The sequence below is a fragment of the Streptomyces tuirus genome (assembly GCF_014701095.1).
Taxonomy (GTDB): domain Bacteria; phylum Actinomycetota; class Actinomycetes; order Streptomycetales; family Streptomycetaceae; genus Streptomyces; species Streptomyces tuirus.
In genome coordinates this window covers 5,840,462-5,860,841 of the sequence record NZ_AP023439.1, presented here as the reverse complement: position 1 = coordinate 5,860,841, position 20,380 = coordinate 5,840,462, and the positions used below count along the sequence as shown (strand labels likewise).

The window sequence follows — 20,380 nt, the reverse complement described above, 5'->3', positions numbered from 1 at the left end:
AAGCCTCCTAGCTCAGCTGGCGAGATCGCCGGGGTCGGTGGCCTGGAGGTCGACGACGCGTGTGGGGTCGTCCCACAGGAATCCGACGTTCCGGGCCAGATACTGGACCGCGTCCTCCGCGCCGCTCTCGGCGTTCAGACGCATGCGGTGAATGACGGACGGAAGCTGCACGGGCATCGTGACGGCCGCGAACACCGCGGTCACCACTTCGCGCCTCTCCTCTTTGAACACGCCTCTGCGGTCCCAGACGGCCAGCCCGACCCCCTCCGAGATCGCTGCTTTGAGCGCCTCCAGGGCCGGCGCCCCGGTCGGCGCGTCCAACAGCACCGCCGTCCTTCTGGATTCCCCGGCGAGCGCGATCTGCCACGCGCGCAGCCGCCGGGCGTCCGCTTCCCGCCAGGCGTGCACCGTGATCCCGTGCTGCTTCAGCGCTGCCCAACGCCGCTGCCACTGCTGCCGGACCACGGCATTGTCCGTACGCATCCGTTCCAGGCTGCGTAGGTGCACCCCGTACCGCAGGCTGAGCGGAGTGGGCTCACCGTCGCCCACGGCGAACGTCAGCCCCGCTACATCGTGGTTCATCAGATCGTACGGAAGGAGGAACTCTATGTAAGCAGGCGGCTCCTGGAGTCCGCCGGCCTCCGGTTCGCGCGGCACCAGCCAGCGTTGGGTGCCACGCCGGAGCGCTCGGTCCACCGCTCGGCCGAGGTCGTCCAGGGGGATGGTGTCGGGCTCGCCGGGGCGGGGGTCCCAGCGGCCGGGGGTCGCGTTGGTCCAGGTCCGCACGACGACGTCCGTGCTGCCGTCCCGGGCCGGTTCGATCGCGACGACGAGGGTGCGGGGGATGTCGGGCGACCACTGCACCCCGGCGCGTCTCTCCCGGCGCCTCGCCAGCTCGGCGCTCAGTCCGGCGCGTGCCGTCCAGTCGTCGACCCAGCCGGCCAGGGCCAGGCGGTGCTCGACGGTCCTGGCGAGCAGGGCCGCGTGGTCGAGGAGCAGGACGACGGGTGGCAGGCCGTCCTCCTGCACGTTCCACTCGAGCAGGTGGGCGAAGAGCTGCTCGGGGGCGAGTCCGTCGGGGAGGTCCAGGCCGGCGAGTTCCTCGGCCAGACCGTCCCGTAAGCGTGCGGCGGGCAGGTCGCCGCGGGAGAGCGCCACGCGTGCGCCCTTCTCGTCCTCCTTGGACAGCGGTCCGGCCAGGAGGGGGGCAGGGGCGATCAGCCGGTCGAGCTCGTCTCCGGCCGGGGCTCCCTCCAGGATGCGGACCACCCCGACCAGTACGTGCTCGCCGCCCGCCACGCTCAGCGCGGCGGTCACCAGACTCACCACGTCCTCGCGGAGCCTGACCCCGCGGATGTCCACCTGCCGGCAGAGCTGGCCTCCGAGCAGGCTCGCGAACTGCACCCGGCTCGGGGCGTCCTCGACGCAGCCCAGCTCGCAGAGGACATCGGTGAGCTGTAACAGCAGCTCGAAATCCGGCTGCTGTCCGGATGTGCCGCCGAACTCGCCGGGCGTCGTACCTGTCCGCACCGACTTTCCCCCTGAGTCGGTTCACCTGCCTGACCGACCAGCGAAGTTAGCACGGCAACCAGCGGTTAACCAGGGACGAATGGGAACGGAAGGGCCGCGTCCGGCCAGGAGCGTCCCAGGCGGGACAAGCCTGGCCGGAATCATGTGCCCCTGCGGGTCACAGCCGCGGGTCGACCGGCTCCGACTCCAGCGCCAGCACCCCGAACACCGCCTCGTGCACCCGCCACAGCGGCTCGCCCTCGGCCAGCCGGTCCAGGGCCTCCAGGCCCAGGGCGTACTCGCGGATCGCCAGGGAGCGCTTGTGGTTGAGGAACCGTGAGCGCAGGCGGGCGAGGTTCTCCGGGCGCGTGTACTCCGGGCCGTAGATGATCCGCAGGTACTCGCGGCCGCGGCACTTGATGCCGGGCTGCACCAGGCGGCCCTGCCCGTCGCGGACGACCGCGCCGACCGGCTTGACGACCATGCCTTCGCCGCCGCGGCCGGTCATCTCCAGCCACCAGTCGACGCCGGCCCGCACCGACTCCGGGTCGGCGGTGTCCACGTAGAGGCGCCGGGTGGTCTGGAGCAGGCCGCTGCCGTCGTGTTCGACGAGCCGGTCGAGCAGGGCGAGCTGCTCGTCGTGCGGCAGGCCGGCGAGGCTGCGCCCCTGGACCGCGAGGATCTGGAACGGTGCCAGGCGCACGCCCTCCAGGCCGTCCGTGGTCCAGCAGTAGCGGCGGTACGCCTCGGTGAACGCGGCCGCGTCGGTGGCCCGTTCGCCGGTGCGGGCCAGCAGGCCCGCCACGTCGACGCCGCGCGCCGCCGCGCCCTGGAGGGCGCTCAGGGCCTCCGGGAGCACCGCGCCGGACGCGGCGCCCACGGCGGCGTACTGCGACCGCAGCAGCCCGGACGCCTTCAGCGACCAGGGCATCAGCTCGGCGTCCAGCAACAGCCAGTCCGTGGCCAGTTCGTCCCAGAGGCCTGCCTCGCCGGCCGCCGTGCGCACCCGGTCGAGGATCTCCTCGGTGAGCGCGTCGTCGTCGAGGAAGGGGCGTCCGGTGCGGGTGTAGAGGGACCCCGTGGGGCCTTCCGCGACGCCGAAGCGCTTGCGGGCGGCCTCCGCGTCGCGGCACACCAGGACCACCGCCCGCGAGCCCATGTGCTTCTCCTCGCACACGACCCGGGCGACACCGTCGTCCTTGTACTGGGCGAAGGCCTCCTCGGGGTGCTCCAGGTAGCCCTCGACACGACTCGTGGCCGTCGGGGCCATGGTCGGCGGGAGGTACGGCAGCAGCCGCGGGTCCACCGCGAAGCGGCTCATGACCTCAAGGGCCGCCGCCGCGTTCTCCTCGCGGATCGAGACGCGGCCCTGGTGCCGGGTCTCGACGACCCGCCGGCCCCGCACGTCCGCCAGGTCCAGCGGCCGGCCGTCCTGCCCGCCGGGCGCCTCGCTGCGCAGCGGCTTCGCCGGCTCGTACCAGACCTGCTCGGCCGGGACGTCGGCCAGCTCGCGCTCCGGCCAGCGCAGCGCGGTGAGCTTGCCGCCGAAGACCGCGCCGGTGTCCAGGCAGATGGTGTTGTTGAGCCAGGTCGCCTCGGGAACCGGGGTGTGGCCGTAGACGACCGCGGCCCGGCCCCGGTAGTCCTCCGCCCACGGGTAGCGCACCGGCAGGCCGAACTCGTCGGTCTCGCCGGTGGTGTCGCCGTACAGGGCGTGGCTGCGGACCCGGCCGGAGGTGCGGCCGTGGTACTTCTCGGGCAGACCGGCGTGGCAGACGACCAGCCGGCCGCCGTCGAGGACGTAGTGGCTGACGAGCCCGTCGAGGAACTCGCGTACCTCGGCGACGAACTCCTCGCTCTCGCCCGCCATCTGCTCGATGGTCTCGGCGAGGCCGTGGGTGTGCTGGACCTTGCGTCCGCGCAGGTACCGGCCGTACTTGTTCTCGTGGTTGCCGGGCACGCACAGCGCGTTGCCGGACTTCACCATCGCCATGACGCGGCGCAGCACGCCGGGGCTGTCCGGGCCGCGGTCGACCAGGTCGCCGACGAAGACGGCGGTGCGGCCCTCCGGGTGGACCCCGTCGACGTAGCCCAGCTTGCCGAGCAGGGCCTCCAGTTCGGCGGCGCAGCCGTGGATGTCGCCGATGATGTCGAACGGGCCGGTGAGGTGGGTCAGGTCGTTGAAGCGCTTCTCGGTGACGACCGCGGCGTGCTCGATCTCCTCGGCGCCGCGCAGGATGTGCACCTTGCGGAAGCCCTCGCGCTCCAGGTGCCTGAGGGAGCGGCGCAGTTCGCGGGTGTGGCGGTGGATGACCCGGTGGGGCATGTCGGCGCGGTCGGTGCGGGCCGCGTTGCGCTCGGCGCACACCTCCTCGGGCACGTCGAGCACGATCGCGATCGGCAGCACGTCGTACCGCTTGGCCAGGTCGATCAGCTGACGGCGGGCGTCGGACTGCACGCTGGTCGCGTCCACGACCGTGCGGCGGCCGGCGGCCAGGCGCTTGCCCGCGATGTAGTGCAGGACGTCGAAGGCGTCCTTGGTGGCGCCCTGGTCGTTCTCGTCGTCGGAGACGAGGCCGCGGCAGAAGTCGGACGAGATGACCTCGGTGGGCTTGAAGTGCCTGCGGGCGAAGGTGGACTTGCCGGAGCCGGACGCCCCGATCAGCACTACCAGGGACAGGTCGGTGACGGGCAGCACGCGCCCCTGCGTCTCGTCGGTCATGCCGCCTTCGCCTCCTTCGGCGTGGTCAGGGTGAATACGGCCATCTGGGTGGGCGGACCCACCTCCGGGTCGTCGGGGCCGATCGGCTCGAACGCGACGCCGTATCCGTGCCGTTCGGCCACCGCCCCGGCCCAGGTGCGGAACTCCGCCCGGGTCCACTCGAAGCGGTGGTCGCCGTGCCGGACGTGGCCGGCCGGGAGGGATTCCCAGCGCACGTTGTACTCGACGTTCGGGGTGGTCACGAGGACCGTCCTCGGACGCGCCGAGCCGAACACCGCGTACTCCAGGGCGGGCAGCCGGGGCAGGTCGAGGTGCTCGATCACCTCGCTGAGCACGGCGGCGTCGTAGCCCTTGAGCCGGACGTCGGTGTACGCGAGCGAGCCCTGGAAGAGCTGGACGCGCGAGGCCTGCCGCTCGCCCATGCGGTCCAGTTTGAGTCGCCGGGAGGCGATGGTGAGCGCGCGCATGGACACGTCCACGCCGACGATCTCGGTGAACGCCGGGTCCTTGAGCAGCGTCTGCACCAACTGGCCCTGTCCGCAGCCGAGATCGAGGACCCGGGCGGCTCCGGACTGCCTCAGCGCCGTGACGATCGCCTCGCGGCGCCGCACGGCCAGCGGGGTCGGCTTCTCCTCGGCCTCGGTCTCCGCCTCGACGGCGTTGTCGATCTCCTCGACCTCGCTGTCGTCGGTCTCGGCGAGCCGCACCAGCTCCAGGCGCTCGGTGGCCTGGCGGGTCAGCGCCCAGCGGCGCGAGAGGTAGCGGCTGGTGATCAGCCGCTGCTCCGGGTGGCCGGGCAGCCAGCCCTCACCGACGCGCAGCAACTTGTCGACCTCGTCGGGGGCGACCCAGTAGTGCTTGGCGTCGTCGAGGACGGGGAGCAGGACGTACAGATGGCGCAAAGCCTCGGCGAGGGTGAGCGTGTCCGATTCCAGGACGAGGCGCACGTACCGCGAGTCGCCCCACGCGGGGAAGTCGCTGTCCAGCGGCACCGGCTCCGCCGTGACGGTCCAGCCGAGCGGCTCGAAGAGCTTCCGTACGAGGCCGGGGCCGCCGCGGGCGGGCAGTGCGGGCACCTCGACGCGCAGCGGCCTGGCCTGGGCGGGCAGCTCCGGCCTGGCGTTGCAGACGCCCTTCATCGCGCTGGAGAAGACGCTGCTGAGCGCCACGGCGAGCAGGGAGGAGGCCGCGTAGGGGCGGTCGTTGACGTACTGCGCGAGGGCCGCGTCCGGGGCGCCGCCGCGGCCCTTGCCCTTGCCGCGCCTGACGAGTGCCACCGCGTCGACCTCCAGCAGCAGCGCCGCCGTGCAGCGCCCGGCTTCGGCCTCGGGGTAGAGGACGTGGGCCGTGCCGTAGGAGGTGGAGAACGCCTGCGCCTTGTCGGGATGCTTGTGCAGCAGGTAGCCGAGGTCGGTGGCGGGGCGTTCGGGCGTGCCGGTGGTGGTGATCGTCAGGAACATGCGGAGGGCCTCTCCGGCTGGGTGGATGTTTTCCGTGCCGTACGTGCGAGAGCCCCCAGGACGGTGATCCTGGGGGCTCGGCAGGACGACGTCCTCAGCTTCGCACACCTGTGCCCACCAGCGCCTTCGTTTATCGAGGGCGCCTCGGCGGGCCCCTACGACAGCTGAGCCTGCACCTGTGCGGAGATCAGCTCCAGGTGGTCGAGGTCCTCAAGGTCGAGGACCTGGAGGTAGATGCGGCTCGAGCCGGCCTCGGCGTAGCGGCCGATCTTGTCGACGACCTCGGACGGGGAGCCGGCCAGGCCGTTGAGCTTCAGCTCGTCCACCTCGCGGCCGATCGCGGCGGCCCGGCGGGCGATCTCCGCCTCGTCCCGGCCGACGCAGACGACGAGGGCGTTGGAGTAGGTCAGGTCGTCGCCGCCGCGGCCGGCCTCCTCGGCGGCGGCGCGCACCCGGCCGAACTGGCGCGCGCTGTCCTCGACGGAGGCGAAGGGCATGTTGAACTCGTCGGCGTACTTGGCGGCCAGCCGCGGGGTGCGGGACGGGCCGTGGCCGCCGACGAGCACGGGGATCTTCCGCTGCGCCGGCTTGGGCAGGGCGGGAGAGTCCGTGAGGTCGTAGTAGGTGCCGTGGAAGTCGAAGGTCTTGCCGGGGTCCGTCGCCCACAGACCGGTGACGATCTCCAGCTGCTCCTCGAGGCGGGCGAACTTATCCTTGGGGAAGGGGATGCCGTAGGCCTTGTGTTCCTCCTCGAACCAGCCCGCGCCGAGGCCGAGTTCGACCCGGCCGCCGGACATCTGGTCGACCTGGGCGACCTGGATGGCGAGCACGCCGGGCAGCCTGAAGGTGCCGGCGGTCATCAGGGTGCCGAGCCGGATGCGCTTGGTCTCGCGGGCGAGTCCGGCCAGGGTGATCCAGGCGTCGGTGGGGCCGGGCAGGCCGTCCACGCTGCCCATGCGGAGGTAGTGGTCGGAGCGGAAGAAGGCGTCGAAGCCGAGGTCTTCGGTGGCCTTGGCGACGGCGAGCAAAGTGTCGTAGGTGGCGCCCTGCTGGGGCTCGGTGAAGATGCGAAGATCCATGTCCTCCATCCTGCACCGCCCCGGTGGACGATCACGAGATCGGTCCCCCCGTCCACGCCGGTCCCCGGTCGGGTGAAATTACGTCAATACCGCAGCCGCCGCCCGGCCCGGCCAGTGACCGGCCCCGACGGTGATCGTTGGCTCGGGCGGAGCCGGAGCCCCCGGCTTCCGCGCCGGGGGGTGGACCGCCGGGGCGTCACCCGCGTCGGCCTCCCCCGGGGGCCGGGGGCCGAGGAGGCCGTCATGTCCGAAGAGAGCGTGCCGCAGCAGAGCGGGACCGGGCAGCCGAAAGGGCTGTTGCAGCAGATGGAGGAACTGATGGCGGCGTTGAACGCGGACCTGTCGGCGTTGGACGCGGACCTTCAGGCGGCGGGGGATGCCGAACGCCGGGTCGTCGAGGAGGAACGGGCGGGTTAGGGCCTGTGGTTTGGATCAGGTCGCAGGGAATCGGCGGTGCTCCTCGATGCCGGTGAGCGGGGCCTGGTGCGTGGAGCTGCAAGGCGAAGGAGGGAGTCGACGCGATGGGGGTCCCTCCCGCGCGAGCGCAGTCGAGCGTGGGGGAGTCGGCGACTGACGACAACGCGGCAGATGCGCGTGCCAGGCCCCGCGTCTGCGACCTGATCCAAACGACAGGCCCTGAGGGGCGGGCGGGTCAGGGGCTCTCCCCGCCCGTCTTACCCCGCTTCACCCCGCCTCCCTCTCCGGCAGCGTCTGTTCCCGGTCGGCGAGTCTGCGGAGCATCTCCCGGACGCGGTCGCGGGACTCGTCCGCCGCGTCGATGGCCTCCATGCACTGCCAGTACGTGCCCTCGTCGCCGGCGGCGCTGGCCAGGGCGACGAGGGCGATGCCGACCTCGCCGAGGAGACCGCCGAGGTACATCAGGGTGTGGCGGGCGTCGCCCAACTCGGTGAGCTGGCCCGCCCGCAGCTCACCGGGGCCCAGTTCGGGCGGGTCGAGGACGCCGCAGCCCCGGCCCGCCAGCTCCGTCAACCCCAGTGCCTCGCCGCGCAGTTCGGGTGGTCCGGCGACGGCCAGGCGGCTGCCTATGGCCTGCGCGAGGGCCTGCGCCTGCCACACCTCGGCCAGGGTCTCCCGCGCGTCGCCGCCCGCCGCCAGGGACCGCCTGCTCGTCACGATGAGCCGCACCGCGTCCATGCGCTGCCCCCGTCTTGTCCGACGCGCTGTGCGCGTCCTTCTGCCCGCACTCCCTTGTTCACTACCCAGAGTTAAGGGGTGTGAGACGAAAAGCCAGAGGAAGGCGGAAAATTGCGGACAACGATTCGGATTCAACCTGTGATTTGACTACGCAGCGTACAAGCGGATTTGGTCGCTCCAAGCCATGGAATCCGTGGGCGGGGCATGGTGCTAGATCGGGAACCTCCGCTCGTTCCGGTCGATCTTCGCGTTCAGCGCGGCCAGCGGGTCGATGCCGAGCACCTCGCACAGCTGGAGCAGATACGCGAGCACGTCGGCCACCTCGTCGGTGACGCGGTGCGCGGTGTCCGGGTCGGCCATGACCCGGGCCGACTCCTCGGGCGTCAACCACTGGAAGATCTCGACCAGTTCGGAGGTCTCCACGCTGAGCGCGGAGACCAGGTTCTTGGGGTTGTGGTACTGCTGCCAGTTCCGCGCGGCCGCGAAATCGGCCAGGCGCCGTTGCAGTCCGGCCACGTCCAGGGGATCAGTCACGGTCCAGGTGTACCACCGTGGCTCCCCGCGTCCCCGCAGCCCAGGAGCCGTCGCTGACCGCGCCGACCAGCCGGATGTGCCCGCGCTCGCACATCCGGGCCGCCAGCCGCAGCAGTTCCAGCCGCTGCCGCCCGTCCAGGCCCCGGTCGAAGCCGTCGGCGAGGACCGTGAGCGTCTGGAGCGCGGCGGGCACCTCGCCCGCCGGGTCGACCTCCAGCACGCCCGGCCCCGTGAGCAGCACCAGCGCGAGGGCCACGTAGCGCAGTTCGCCGTCGCCGAGGCGGCGCAGGTCCGTAACGACACCGTCGCCCCGGTCGAGTACGGCGCGGATCGTCCCCGTGGTCTCCTCCGCCCGGGCGAGCACATCCGCCACCGGCCCGGCGCAGCCGGCTCGCACCGCCGCGACCAACTGCGCGTGCCGCCGCCCGCACTCGGCGCGGGTGCGCCACAGCACGTCGGCGAGATTGCCGCAGCCGCCGAGCAGGTGGCCGGAACCGGCCGTGACGGGGCCGCGCATGCGGGCGGGCTCGGGGTCGCAGGCGAAGGCCGAGCGCAGGGCGACGACCATCTGCTCGGCGGCCGCCAGCACCCTGCGCTGCCCGGGTGTCCTGCCCGCCACGCGCAGCGGCAGCAGGGCGGTGCCGAGCCGGTCGTCCGGGAGCGGGCCGCGGGTCACCGGTGTCGGCCCGGCCGTGTGCCAGGCGGCCTGCACGGCGCGCTTGCCCGGGTCGCGCAGGGCGGTCTCCAGGAGGACCAGTCCGTCGGCGGACAACCGCTCGCCCACGACGCGCAGTTCGGGCTCGGCCTGTACGGCCATGTCGAGCCGGACCGGGCCCGCGGGGCCGTCGGCCGTGCAGCCGATGCGGAAGCCGCGGCGGCGCTGCGCGTCGGGCCGGGCCCGTTCCGGTACGCAGGAGACGGGGTCGGGGAACGCCTCGCCGAGCTCCGCGCCGCCGCCGAGCCGGGCGAGGGCCTCGTACGCCCGCAGCGCGCTGGTCTTGCCACAGCCACTGGGCCCGGCGAGGAGGGTGAGGGGCCCGAGCGGGAACGCGGCGCGGCGGTGGGTGGTGAAGGCGGACAGGCGCAGTTCGGTGATGCGAGGGCGGTCGGGGAGGGCGGGCTGGGTCATGTCCGGACGGTAGGGCTCCGCCGGCAGGACGAACCGTTCCGTCTCCGGGGCTTCCTACGATCGAGCTACGGTCACGGCTGCGGTCATGACTGGGGGGACGGACTGGGGGCGACCGGGGGCGCGTCTGCGGTCATGCCTGGGGGCATGCCTACGGCCAGTCTGCGGTCAGGCCTGGGTCGTGCCTGGGTCATGCCTACGGCCACGTCTACGGCCACTCCTGCGGTCACGGCTGCGTCACACCCCGGGGAGGCCCGCTCCCTCCATCAACCCGGTCACCTCGGTGCCCGCCGGCGTCAGCAGGAACACGTTGCGGTCCACCCGGTGCATCCCGCTCGCCAGGCCGAAGACAACACCCGTGCTGAAGTCGAGGACGCGTTTGGCGACCTCCGTCTCCGCGCCGGTGAGGTCGAGGAGGACGGGGACGCCCGCCATCAGCCGCTCGGCGACGTCGCGGGCGTCGGCGAAGACGTTCACGCGCAGGACGACGAAACGGCGGCGGGTCTCCGTCTCGGCTTCGGGTATGGACCGGTGCCCGACGGCGGACGGCCAGGCGTCCCGGCCCCGCAGCGGTACGACCTGGGCGAGCCCCTCCCACTGTTCGTCGGTGACATCGTGGCTGTTCACCGGCATGCTCCGTCCTGGATCGCACTCGCTGTCTGCATCGGGCAATTCTTGCGCAGAGTCACCCGTTCGGCCCAACAGCGACACGCTCCGCGACCTCAATGCACCTCACAACGGCCGGAAGGCGGCTGTGTGACGGGCGTAACGCCCGATGATCAAGCCGTGTGACAGAGGCGTAACGGGCGATTCGTACCGTCGGGGCATGAACTCGACCCCCGGAAGCCGGCCGGACACGCGGCAGGTGCGCACCGTCTGCTCGTATTGCGGGGTCGGCTGCGGTCTCGTGCTGGACGTGGGGGCGGGCCCGGACGGGCGGCGCACGGTGCTGAAGGCGTCCGGTGACAAGGCGCATCCGGCGAACGCGGGACGGTTGTGCACCAAGGGCGCGACCACGGCCGACATGCTGGCCGCGCCCGGGCGGCTGACCACCGCGCTGGTCCGGGACGACCGCGGCGAGGAAGCGGGCCCCGTGCCCGTGGCCGACGCGATCGCCGAGACGGCGGCGCGGCTGCGGACGATCGTCGACGAGCACGGGCCGGACGCGGTGGCCTTCTACGTCTCCGGGCAGATGAGCCTGGAGGCGCAGTATCTGGCGAACAAGCTGGCCAAGGGGTTCGTGGGCACCAACCTCATCGAGTCGAACTCGCGGCTGTGCATGGCGAGCGCGGGCACCGGCTACAAGCTGTCCCTGGGTGCGGACGGGCCGCCCGGTTCGTACGAGGACTTCGACCGGGCGGACGCCTTTCTCGTCATCGGGTCGAACATGGCCGACTGCCATCCGATTCTCTTCCTGCGGATGATGGAGCGGGTCAAGGCGGGCGCCAAGCTGATCGTCGTCGATCCACGGCGGACCGCGACCGCGGCGAAGGCCGATCTGTTCCTCCAGGTCAGGCCGGGTACCGATCTCGCGCTGCTGAACGGCCTGCTGCGGCTGCTGCACGACGGCGGGCATGTGGACGAGGCGTTCGTCGCCGCGCACACCGAGGGCTGGGAGGCGCTGCCCGGGTTCCTCGACGACTACGCCCCGGCCGCCGTCGCGGAGATCACCGGGATCGCGGAGGACGATCTGCGGGAGGCCGCCCGCCTGATCGGCGCGGCCGGGCAGCGGTGGATGAGCTGCTGGACCATGGGCCTGAACCAGTCCACGCACGGCACCTGGAACACCAACTCCCTGGTCAACCTGCATCTGGCGACGGGCGCGATCTGCCGTCCGGGCGCCGGGCCGTTCTCCCTGACCGGGCAGCCCAACGCCATGGGCGGGCGCGAGATGGGCTACATGGGGCCGGGGCTGCCGGGGCAGCGGTCGGTGCTCGTCGAGGAGGAGCGGGCGTTCACCGAGGACGTGTGGGAGCTGCCGCCGGGAACGCTGCGGCCCGACGGGTCCGGGCAGGGCACCGTCGACATGTTCCGGCGGATGGCGGACCGCGAGATCAAGGCCTGCTGGATCATCTGCACCAACCCGGTCGCCTCGGTCGCCAACCGCCGCACGGTCATCGAGGGGCTGGAGGCCGCCGAGTTCGTCGTCACGCAGGACGTGTTCGCCGACACCGAGACGAACGCGTACGCCGATGTCGTCCTGCCCGCCGCGATGTGGACCGAGGCGGAGGGCGTCTTCGTCAACAGCGAGCGCACCCTCACGCTGGCCCCGGCCGCCGCGGACCCGCCCGGGGAGGCGAGGGCCGACTGGCGGATCATCGCGGAGGTGGCGTGCGCGATGGGGTACGAGAAGGGGTTCTCTTACGACAGTGCCGAGCAGGTCTTCGAGGAGATCCGGCGGTTCTTCAACCCCAGGACGGGGTGGGATCTGCGCGGGGTCACGTACGAACGGCTGCGGGAGACTCCCGTGCAGTGGCCGGCGGCGCGGGAGGACGGGCCGGAGCGCAATCCGGTCCGGTACGTGGGGGACGAGGGGCTGCGCTTCCCGACGGATTCCGGGCGGGCCGTGTTCTTCGCGCGGCCGCATCTGCCCGCCGCCGAGATGCCGGACGACGACTATCCGTTCGTGCTCAACACCGGGCGGGTGCAACACCAGTGGCACACGCTCACCAAGACCGGGAAGGTCGCCAAGCTGACCAAGCTGAATCCGGGGCCGTTCGTGGAGCTGCATCCCCAGGACGCCGCGGCGCTCGGAGTCGCCGACGGCGATCTGGTGGAGGTGGCCTCACGGCGCGGGCGGGCGGTGCTGCCGGCGGTGGTGACCGACCGGGTGCGGCCGGGCGGCTGCTTCGCGCCGTTCCACTGGAACGACCTGTTCGGCGAGTACCTGAGCATCAACGCGGTGACGAGCGACGCGGTGGATCCGGTGTCGTTCCAGCCGGAGTTCAAGGTGTGCGCCGTGTCGCTGTCGAGGGTGGCGTCGCCGACGCCCGCGCCGGAGGCGAAGGTCGAATCGGGGAAGGTGGCGTCGCCGACGCCCGTGCCGGAGGCACCGGCACTGACCCCCGCGGCCGTGACGCCGGGCGGCGTCGATCCCTTCGGTATCGAACCCTCCCCTCCCCCGGTGCTCTCCGCACAGGAGCGCCGGTACCTCACCGGCTTCCTCGCGGGGCTCGGCTCCGGCGCCCCCGGGGTGCCGGTGCTGCCGCCCGACGCGCCCTTCTCGCCCGAGCACGCGCTGTGGGTGAACGGGGTCCTGGCCGGCATGTACTCACGGACCGGGGCGCCCGCGCCGCAGGACGACCGGCCCGCGGGACGGGAGATCGTCGTGCTGTGGGCCTCGCAGACCGGAAACGCGCAGGAGTTCGCCACCGCCACCGCCGAGCGGCTGACCTCGACCGGGCACCGCACGACGCTCGTCGGGATGGACGACGCCGACGTCGGGACGCTCGCCCGCACGGCCGACCTGCTGTTCATCACCAGCACCTTCGGGGACGGCGACGCGCCCGACAACGGCTCCGGCTTCTGGGACGCGCTCCGCGGCGAGGGGGCCCCGCGGCTGGACGGGGTGCGGTACGCCGTCCTGGCCTTCGGCGACTCCTCGTACGACGACTTCTGCGGGCACGGGCGGCGGCTGGACGCTCGGCTCGACGAGCTGGGCGGGGTTCGGCTCGCCCCGCGCACGGACTGCGAGCCGGAATTCGAGCCGTCGGCCGGGAAGTGGCTCGACCAGGTGCTGTCGGCGCTGGGTGAGCGGTCCGCCGCTCCGGCCGAGGGGTCCGGTGCTCCGGCCGAGTGGGCCGTCGCCCCGGCGGGGAAGCCCAGGCCCGGGTCCAGGCCGGTCACCACCGCCCGGCTGGCCGGCAACCGGCTGCTCAGCGGGGACGGTGCGGGCAAGGAGGTGCGGCGGTTCACGTTCGACACGAGCGGGACGGACCTGGCGTACGAGGCCGGGGACGCGCTCGGGGTGCGGCCGGTCAACGCGCCCTCCCTCGTGGCGGAGTGGCTGGCGGTGACCGGGGTGGACGCCGGGTCGGCCGTGACGGTCGGCGGTGTCGGTGAGGTGCCGTTCGGCGAGGCGCTGCACCGGCATCTCGACATCACCGGGATCACCCCCGATCTGCTGCGCTTCGTCGCCGAACGCGCGCGGGACAAGCACGAGTTGCGCAGGCTGCTGCGGCCCGACAACAAGGACGGGCTGGCGCAGTGGAGCTGGGGGCGGCAGGCCGTGGACGTGCTCGCCGAGTACGCGGTGCGGGCGGGTGCCGAGGAGTGGGCCGGGGTGCTGCGCAGGCTCCAGCCGCGCCTGTACTCCATATCGTCCAGTCCGCTGGCCGATCCCCGTCGGGTGGCGCTGACGGTGTCGGTGGTGCGGTACGAGAATCTGCACGGCCGGGCGCGCGGCGGGGTCTGCTCGCCGTACCTCGCGGACGCCGGACCGGACACGGAGGTGCCGGTGTTCGTACAGCGCTCGCCGCACTTCCGGCCCCCGGCCGACGCGTCGACGCCGATGGTCATGGTCGGCCCGGGCACCGGTGTGGCGCCCTTCGTCGGCTTCCTGGAGGAACGGCGCGCGCTCGGGCACCGGGCCCGCAACTGGCTGTTCTTCGGGGAGCAGCACCGGGCGACGGACTTCTACTACGAGGACGAGCTGACGGCGCTGCTCGACGAGGGCACGCTCACCCGGCTGGACACCGCCTTCTCCCGGGACCAGCGCAACAAGGTGTACGTGCAGGACCGGATGCGCGAGCACGGGCCGGAGTTGTGGCACTGGCTGTGCGAGGGGGCCCGCTTCTACGTGTGCGGTGACGCGTCGAGGATGGCGAAGGACGTGGACCGGGCCCTGAGGGACGTCGCGAGGGCGCACGGCGGGCTGGGCGAGGCGGAGGCCGCCGCGTATGTGAAACAGCTCGCGGCGGAGAAGCGGTACGTGCGGGACGTGTACTGAGGCCAGGGGCCGGGGGCCGCCGGGCCGGGCCGCTTACCGGCCCCGCTGCGGACGGTGCCGCTGCTGACGGCCCCGCTGCTGTGGCTGGGCCGCGGCGGCACTCCGGCCACGGCGGTGAGCACGGGCGCGCCGCTCACCGAGTCCCTGACGCGTTTCATGGGACCGGAGCAGTGCGCGGCGATGCGGGGGCCGGTGCCGGATCCGACGGGAGACGCCGGTGTCGAGTGAGCCGGGCCGTTCCCACGCCTCGCCCAGGTGCGCGGCAAGGCCGTCGACAACATCGCCGGGCCGATGGCCCTGCCGGTGCGGGCGCTGCGCCGCCGAGCGCCGGCCACGGTCGCCCCACGATGCCGGGCGACTTCATCTACACGGTCGTAGAATCCGGGAACACCGGCGCGGCGACAGGCGTTGTACCGGAGACACACGGCAACTAAGGAGCACGTTCTTGTCCGCCAGACCGACGGACCCTCCGGGGCACAGTCCCCGACCATCCCGCTACGACATGAGTGATCGCGGCACACGGCGGGGTGGTGTTCGATGAGTGCCGGAGAGGCCTTGCTGGGCCTGCTCGCCGTGTTCGTGCTGACCGCCGGCACCGGTTACTTCGTCGCCCAGGAATTCGCCTACGTCTCCGCCGACCGGCTCACGCTCGCCCGTGAGGCCGAGGCCGGGGACCGCAGGGCGGCCCGTGCCCTGGGAGTGCTGGAGCGGCTGTCGTTCATGCTGTCCGGCGCGCAGCTCGGCATCACCGTCACCGGGCTGGTCGTCGGCTTCATCGCCGAACCGTCGGTGTCCGCGCTGCTCAGGCCCGCCCTGTCGGGGATGGGGCTGCCCGACGCGGCCGTACGGGGCATCGCCGTCGTGCTCGCCTTCGTGCTGGCCACGTTCGTGCAGATGGTGCTGGGTGAACTCGCCCCGAAGAACCTCGCGATCGCGGTGCCCGAACGGCTGGCGAAGGCGCTGGCCCCGTCCACGCTGGCGTATCTGAAGGTCGTCGGCCCGGTCGTACGGATCTTCGACAGCGCGGCCAACCGGCTGCTGCGCAGGGTCGGCATCGAACCCGTCGAGGAACTGCACCACGGCGCCACGCTGGAGGAGCTCGGCCATCTGATCGGCGAGTCCCACGAGCAGGGTGAACTGCCCGAGGACACGGCCGCGCTGCTGGACCACGCGCTGGAGTTCTCCGAGCGGACCCTGGACGAGGTGATGGTGCCGCGTGCCGACGCGGTGTTCGTCCGCAAGGACGCCCGTGCCGAGGAGGCGGTCGACCTGATCGCCCGGCACGGCCACTCCAACTACCCGGTGCTCGGCGACCATCCGGACGACATCGTGGGCGTGCTGGGCGTGCGCGAGCTGATGGCGCTGCCCGCCGAGCGTCTGGCCGACGCGCGGGCGGGTGAGGTGGCCCGTCGGCCGCTGCTGCTGCCGGACACGCTCACGCTGCCCGACGCGGTGGCGCGGATGCGGGAGCAGGACGACGAGTTCGCGGTCGTCCTCGACGAGCACGGCGGCGTGGCGGGCATCGTCACGTACGAGGACATCGCCGAGGAGCTGGTCGGTGACATCGCCGACGAGTCCGACAAGGTCACCGTCCTCGCCGTCCCGGACGGCGACGGCTGGCTGGTGGACGCCGGCCGCCGGGTGGACGAGGTGGCCGAGGCGACCGGTATCCGGCTGCCGGAGGACGACGACTACGACACCGTGGCCGGCCTGGTCGTGGACCGGCTCGGCCGCTTCCCGACGGTCGGTGACCGGGTCACGGTCGAGCTGGCCGGGGGCGGCCGGGCCGTGATCGACGTCCTCACGCTGGACCGGCACGTGGCCGACCGCGTCCGGATCAGCCCGCTGGTCGAGGCCGAGGAAGCCGAGGAGATGGCGTGAGTTTCCCGACGGCGGTCTTCGTGACCGTGCTGCTGCTGATCGGCAGTGGCTTCTTCGTGGCGGCCGAGTTCGCTCTGGTCGCCGCCAAGCGGCACCGGATGGAGAAGGCGGCGGCCGAGGGCCGGCGCGGCGCCGGGGCGGCCCTGGCCGGGATGCGCGAGCTGTCGCTGATGCTGGCCGGTGCCCAGCTGGGCATCACCGTCTGCACGCTGGGCCTGGGCTCGGTGTCCAAGCCGGCGATCTCGCACGAGCTCGACCCGCTGCTGCACAAGCTGGGCCTGCCCAGCGCCGTGAGCTACAGCGTGGCCTTCGCCGTGGCCATGATCGTGGTGGTGTTCCTGCACATGGTGGTCGGCGAGATGGCGCCCAAGTCCTGGGCGATCGCCCACCCGGAGCGTTCGGCGATGCTGCTGTCGCCGCCCTTCCGGGCGGTGGTGCGGGCCGTACGTCCGCTGATCCGGCTGCTCAACCGGGTCAGCAACGCCCTGGTACGGCTGTGCCGGGTGGCCCCGCGCGACGAGCTGGCCTCGGTGCACAACCGGGAGCAGCTGACGCACCTGGTGGAGGAGTCGGAGCGGCTGGGCCTGATCAGCGCGACCGACTCGGAGCTGCTGACCCGCTCGCTGACCGAGCCGGAGACTCCGGTCGCCGCGCTGCGGATCCCGGCAGACGAGATCACCTGGGTCGAGGGCGACGCGGACGTCGAGGCGCTGCTGCGTTTCGCCGCCGAGCACGACCGCACCCGCCTGCTGGTCCGGGAGAACGGCATGGTCCTCGGCTCGGTGCACGCCCGCGACGCCCTGGTGGCCCGGGCCCGGGGCCGGACCACGACCGCGCGGGACCTCGCCCGGCCGGTGCCCGAGCTGGCGGAGACCACCACGGTCGCCGAAGCGATCGAGGTCCTGCGCCGCCGCCGGTCGTCCCTGGCCGTGGTCCGCGACGCCTCCGGCCGCCTCACGGGCCTGGTCACCCTGGACGACCTGCTGGCCCGCCTGATGCAGCCGGCCGCGTCGTCCTGACGCTGACGGGGCCGCTGGGCGGCGACGGCGCCGGGCCACTGCGCCGGATCCCGTCACCGCCGGGCCGCAAGGGCAGGTCGGAGCCACCCGACGGGGAGGTGGCCGTCTGACGCCGCCGTGGCGGCGCCACGAGGTGGTGGTCGCGTGACGCCGTCGGGGCCGCTCGCGGAGGTCGAAGTCGCCCCGGGGGGGCGGGGCCGGTCGACAGGGGCGGGCCCCCGACGAGGCCGGGGGCCGAACATCCAGGACATCTGCACACCGCGTGCGCGGCGGCGGGGCGGGGGGCGGGACGCCGGCGGATCGCCTTCGCGGGTTGGGGACTTGGCGGTGAAGTGCCCGCTTCGGGAAACGGAGCGCAATACTCCAGCGCCCGGTCGGGCGACGGGCTGTGTGAAGGATTGGGCGTATCCCGTGACGTCGCGGTCATAGCGGTGAAGGCGGCCGGCGGACGGAGCCGTGCCTCGTCGGCGGGCGGTTGGATCTCCACTCCGCGGGGTGCTTTGATCCTGCGCACGGCGGGAGCTGCCGGGGCGGAGTCCACGTCCCCGGATTCCGGCGCTCACCCGCGCTCACCGCCACTGCGAGACATACACGCGAAGGGAAACTCCCCCATGAACCTCACCTCTCGGGTCGACACCACCGAGCTCTCCGACGCCGACCTGGACACCGTGGCCGGTGGCAACGCGGGCGGCGTCGGTGTCTCCGCGGGCCTCGTGGGCGGCCTCTCCGCCGGCCTGGTCGGTCCGCTGACCGGCGAGGCCTGCGGCGCGGTGCAGGCGGTCCTCTCGCCGGAGGGCGCTGCCGCGGGCGGAAACGCGGGCGTGCACACGACGTCGCTCTGACGACGCACCGCACACCGAAGGGCCCCGGGACGCGATTCCCGGGGCCCTTTCGTGTGCCCGGGTCACGGACACGGCTACCGCGGCAAACGTGTGGAATTTGCGAAGCACGTGATGGAAATCTGGACACCTTGGGGGTGGGTAACGTGGTGGGAGGGCGTGACGCAGACTTACTCGGACCCCTCTGATCCCGGCTGCAAACCGATTGGAAGACCGCTGTGCAACCCGACTCGACCCGGACCGAAGAACTGCCGATCTACGAGAGCCTCATACGCGAACGCGGGGATGTCGTGGAGGAGGCCCGTGTGGTGGCCGAGGAGACCCAGCACCAGATGAGCCTGGCGCTGAGCGGCGCCGCCGCGACCCCGCAGGAGACCGGCGCCCCCTGACCCGGAGGATCGTCCGGGCCCCTGGCGCAGACGCTCCCGGACGGTGCCCCGCCCAGGTCCGGCATGGTCGAGCTGTGATCGTTTCGCATCTCCTGCGCCTTCGCTGAGGTCCGGCACGGCCGGGGGGCGTCAACACCGGCCATCGACGGCCGAGACGAGCGGCAGCTGGGGACACGGCCGCGCCCGGCCCTCAAGCGGGCCGGGCGCGGGGCGCGTTACTACGCGGGGACACGTACCTCCTCGGCGGGGAGGGAAGCACCGTGCTGGTCGACACCTCGCGCGATGAAGTAGTAGAGCACCCCGGAGACGAGGAGTCCGACGATGAACGCGAGGTCGGCGCCGCCGAGGGCCTTCGTCACCGGGCCCGTGTAGAAGCTGAGGGTGACGAAGGGGATCATGGACACGAAGCCGCCGAAGTACGCGGTCAGTCCGCGCCAGGCCCAGTGGCCGTAGACGCCGTGCGGATCGGTGATGTCGGCGATGGCATAGCGGCCACGCCGGACCACGTAGAAGTCCACGAGATTGACGGCGGTCCACGGCACCAGCAGGTAGCACATGACGGCGATGAAGGTGTGGAAGCTGTGCATGTAGGTGGCGGGCATGCTCAGGGCGATGCCCAGTCCCACCGCGCCCACCACGCATACGCCGACGACGCGGAGCCGCAGGGTGGGGTTCACGCGCTTGATGCCGTCCAGGACCGTGGTGGCGCTGAGCATCGCTCCGTAGGCGTTGACGCCCGAGGTGCCGATCAGTGCGGGCAGGGTGGCCAGGACCGCCACCGCGCCGAAGCCGGGGAAGACGGTGTCGCCGACCAGTTGCAGCTGGCGCAGCGCGTCCGGCGCCGGGACGTAGGAGGCGAAGATCGCGCCGAGGCTGCCGAGCCAGGCGGCACCGGTGAATCCGCCGAGGAACGTCCAGCCGATCAGCTTGCCGTCCGGGATGTTCTCGGGGAGGTAGCGGGAGTAGTCCGAGACGTAGATGCCGTAGCTGATCTGGTAGCCGCCCGCCGCGGCGAACTGGGCGAGGAAGGCGGCGCCGGAGAATCCGGTGGCGACGGGAGCGGCGTCGCCCATCGGGTAGTGCACGACGGCCGCGACGGTGACGACCGCGAAGATCGTCATGGTGAGGTAGCTGAAGTAGCGCTGCACGGTGTGCAGGAGGTCGTGCCCGACGACGGCGATCACGACCGCCACCACCGCCAGGACGACGTACCAGATCTTCTCGCCCGGCAGGAACATCGACAGCGCGTCGCCGGCCAGCACCATCTGGAAGACGTTGTAGCCGATGTAGATGAAGACGGCCATGGCCAGCGGGAAGATCGCTCCGCGCGAACCGAACTGGGCGCGCGACTGGATCATCTGGGGGAGGCCGAGGCGGGGGCCCTGGTTGGCGTGCAGTGCCATGAACAGGGTGCCGAACGCCATACCGGAGATGACGGCGATCAGCGACCAGCCCATGCCCAGCCCCATGGACGGGCCGAGGAAACCGATCAGCATGGACGGCAGCATGAAGCCGCCGGTCAGCCAGAACGGGCCCTGGTGCCACGCCTTGCCGTGGCGCTCAGTGGAGGGGACGTGGTCGATCGACCGTCTCTCCACACCGTCCTTCAAGGCACCCGAGGGGTTGTGTGCCATAACGGTTTCCTCCTGGTTTGTGCATGATGCTAAAGGGGTCCTTGGTGTAGCGGGGTGTGTGGTGCCTCACGGGAGGGGCGCCGCG

At 72.3% G+C, this 20,380-nt stretch carries 16 protein-coding genes; 7 read left to right on the top strand and 9 right to left on the bottom strand.

The features are described 5' to 3' along the window. Window positions 1-12 precede the first annotated feature (12 nt). From IGS69_RS26800 to IGS69_RS26785, 4 genes are all read right to left on the bottom strand, one after another. Window positions 13-1,530: a VMAP-C domain-containing protein gene (locus tag IGS69_RS26800; RefSeq protein WP_190903039.1), complete on the bottom strand. Its 1,518-nt coding sequence runs from the start codon at window positions 1,528-1,530 to the stop codon at window positions 13-15. A 157-nt stretch (window positions 1,531-1,687) separates the two neighbouring features. Next, window positions 1,688-4,231 (bottom strand): polynucleotide kinase-phosphatase, encoded by a 2,544-nt coding sequence (locus IGS69_RS26795; protein WP_190903038.1) that lies wholly within the window; start codon window positions 4,229-4,231, stop codon window positions 1,688-1,690. Continuing rightward, window positions 4,228-5,691, bottom strand: a complete 1,464-nt coding sequence (locus IGS69_RS26790) for a 3' terminal RNA ribose 2'-O-methyltransferase Hen1 (protein ID WP_190903037.1) — start codon at window positions 5,689-5,691, stop codon at window positions 4,228-4,230. The genes IGS69_RS26795 and IGS69_RS26790 overlap by 4 nt, the downstream gene beginning before the upstream one ends. A gap of 155 nt (window positions 5,692-5,846) precedes the next feature. Continuing rightward, complete coding sequence (locus IGS69_RS26785) at window positions 5,847-6,770, bottom strand: LLM class F420-dependent oxidoreductase (protein WP_190903036.1); 924 nt, start codon at window positions 6,768-6,770, stop codon at window positions 5,847-5,849. 243 nt (window positions 6,771-7,013) lie between these two features. Between IGS69_RS26785 and IGS69_RS26780 the strand changes: the two genes are divergently transcribed. Next, window positions 7,014-7,187, top strand: a complete 174-nt coding sequence (locus IGS69_RS26780) for a hypothetical protein (RefSeq protein WP_190903035.1) — start codon at window positions 7,014-7,016, stop codon at window positions 7,185-7,187. 267 nt (window positions 7,188-7,454) lie between these two features. On the opposite strand, the gene IGS69_RS26775 is transcribed toward IGS69_RS26780, so the two are convergent. The 4 genes from IGS69_RS26775 to IGS69_RS26760 all read right to left on the bottom strand — a co-directional run bounded on the left by IGS69_RS26775 (window position 7,455) and on the right by IGS69_RS26760 (window position 10,218). Next, window positions 7,455-7,925 carry a DUF6099 family protein gene (locus IGS69_RS26775; RefSeq protein ID WP_190903034.1) on the bottom strand — a complete coding sequence of 157 codons (471 nt, stop codon included), beginning with the start codon at window positions 7,923-7,925 and terminating at the stop codon, window positions 7,455-7,457. Window positions 7,926-8,135: 210 nt separating this feature from the next. Beyond that, a complete protein-coding gene (locus IGS69_RS26770; protein ID WP_190903033.1) occupies window positions 8,136-8,459 on the bottom strand; it encodes a nucleotide pyrophosphohydrolase in 324 nt (107 codons plus the stop codon). Then, a complete protein-coding gene (locus IGS69_RS26765) occupies window positions 8,452-9,588 on the bottom strand; it encodes an AAA family ATPase (RefSeq protein ID WP_190903032.1) in 1,137 nt (378 codons plus the stop codon). Before IGS69_RS26765 ends, IGS69_RS26770 begins: the two co-directional genes overlap by 8 nt. Before the next feature lie 234 nt (window positions 9,589-9,822). After that, window positions 9,823-10,218 (bottom strand): cell division protein SepF, encoded by a 396-nt coding sequence (locus IGS69_RS26760; protein ID WP_030838486.1) that lies wholly within the window; start codon window positions 10,216-10,218, stop codon window positions 9,823-9,825. Window positions 10,219-10,411: 193 nt separating this feature from the next. Here IGS69_RS26760 and IGS69_RS26755 point away from each other — a divergent pair, with 193 nt between their 5' ends. The 6 genes from IGS69_RS26755 to IGS69_RS26730 all read left to right on the top strand — a co-directional run bounded on the left by IGS69_RS26755 (window position 10,412) and on the right by IGS69_RS26730 (window position 18,661). Continuing rightward, window positions 10,412-14,533, top strand: coding sequence for a bifunctional nitrate reductase/sulfite reductase flavoprotein subunit alpha (locus IGS69_RS26755; protein ID WP_190903031.1), 4,122 nt, complete (start codon window positions 10,412-10,414; stop codon window positions 14,531-14,533). Between the two features lie 54 nt (window positions 14,534-14,587). After that, window positions 14,588-14,761, top strand: a complete 174-nt coding sequence (locus IGS69_RS26750) for a hypothetical protein (RefSeq protein ID WP_190903030.1) — start codon at window positions 14,588-14,590, stop codon at window positions 14,759-14,761. 309 nt (window positions 14,762-15,070) lie between these two features. Then, the gene (locus IGS69_RS26745) at window positions 15,071-16,414 is read left to right on the top strand and encodes a hemolysin family protein (protein ID WP_190903029.1); all 1,344 of its coding nucleotides are present in this window, start codon (window positions 15,071-15,073) and stop codon (window positions 16,412-16,414) included. Continuing rightward, on the top strand, window positions 16,411-17,433 hold the full coding sequence (locus IGS69_RS26740) for a hemolysin family protein (RefSeq protein ID WP_190903028.1): 1,023 nt from the start codon (window positions 16,411-16,413) through the stop codon (window positions 17,431-17,433). Before IGS69_RS26745 ends, IGS69_RS26740 begins: the two co-directional genes overlap by 4 nt. A 611-nt stretch (window positions 17,434-18,044) precedes the next feature. Further along, entirely contained in the window at window positions 18,045-18,275 is a 231-nt protein-coding gene (locus tag IGS69_RS26735) for a hypothetical protein (protein WP_190903027.1), read from the top strand. A gap of 215 nt (window positions 18,276-18,490) precedes the next feature. Beyond that, the gene (locus IGS69_RS26730; RefSeq protein ID WP_190903026.1) at window positions 18,491-18,661 is read left to right on the top strand and encodes a hypothetical protein; all 171 of its coding nucleotides are present in this window, start codon (window positions 18,491-18,493) and stop codon (window positions 18,659-18,661) included. Window positions 18,662-18,879: 218 nt separating this feature from the next. Here the strand turns inward: IGS69_RS26730 and IGS69_RS26725 are convergent, their stop codons facing one another. Next, entirely contained in the window at window positions 18,880-20,295 is a 1,416-nt protein-coding gene (locus IGS69_RS26725) for a purine-cytosine permease family protein (protein ID WP_190903025.1), read from the bottom strand. Window positions 20,296-20,380: the final 85 nt, after the last annotated feature.

Coding starts and splice junctions, on each gene's coding strand:
- IGS69_RS26795 (WP_190903038.1), bottom strand. CDS start 4,231: ATGACCGACGAGACGCAGGGGCGCGTGCTGCCCGTCACCGACCTGTCC.
- IGS69_RS26790 (WP_190903037.1), bottom strand. CDS start 5,691: ATGTTCCTGACGATCACCACCACCGGCACGCCCGAACGCCCCGCCACC.
- IGS69_RS26785 (WP_190903036.1), bottom strand. CDS start 6,770: ATGGATCTTCGCATCTTCACCGAGCCCCAGCAGGGCGCCACCTACGAC.
- IGS69_RS26780 (WP_190903035.1), top strand. CDS start 7,014: ATGTCCGAAGAGAGCGTGCCGCAGCAGAGCGGGACCGGGCAGCCGAAA.
- IGS69_RS26775 (WP_190903034.1), bottom strand. CDS start 7,925: ATGGACGCGGTGCGGCTCATCGTGACGAGCAGGCGGTCCCTGGCGGCG.
- IGS69_RS26765 (WP_190903032.1), bottom strand. CDS start 9,588: ATGACCCAGCCCGCCCTCCCCGACCGCCCTCGCATCACCGAACTGCGC.
- IGS69_RS26760 (WP_030838486.1), bottom strand. CDS start 10,218: ATGCCGGTGAACAGCCACGATGTCACCGACGAACAGTGGGAGGGGCTC.
- IGS69_RS26755 (WP_190903031.1), top strand. CDS start 10,412: ATGAACTCGACCCCCGGAAGCCGGCCGGACACGCGGCAGGTGCGCACC.
- IGS69_RS26745 (WP_190903029.1), top strand. CDS start 15,071: ATGAGTGCCGGAGAGGCCTTGCTGGGCCTGCTCGCCGTGTTCGTGCTG.
- IGS69_RS26735 (WP_190903027.1), top strand. CDS start 18,045: ATGAACCTCACCTCTCGGGTCGACACCACCGAGCTCTCCGACGCCGAC.
- IGS69_RS26725 (WP_190903025.1), bottom strand. CDS start 20,295: ATGGCACACAACCCCTCGGGTGCCTTGAAGGACGGTGTGGAGAGACGG.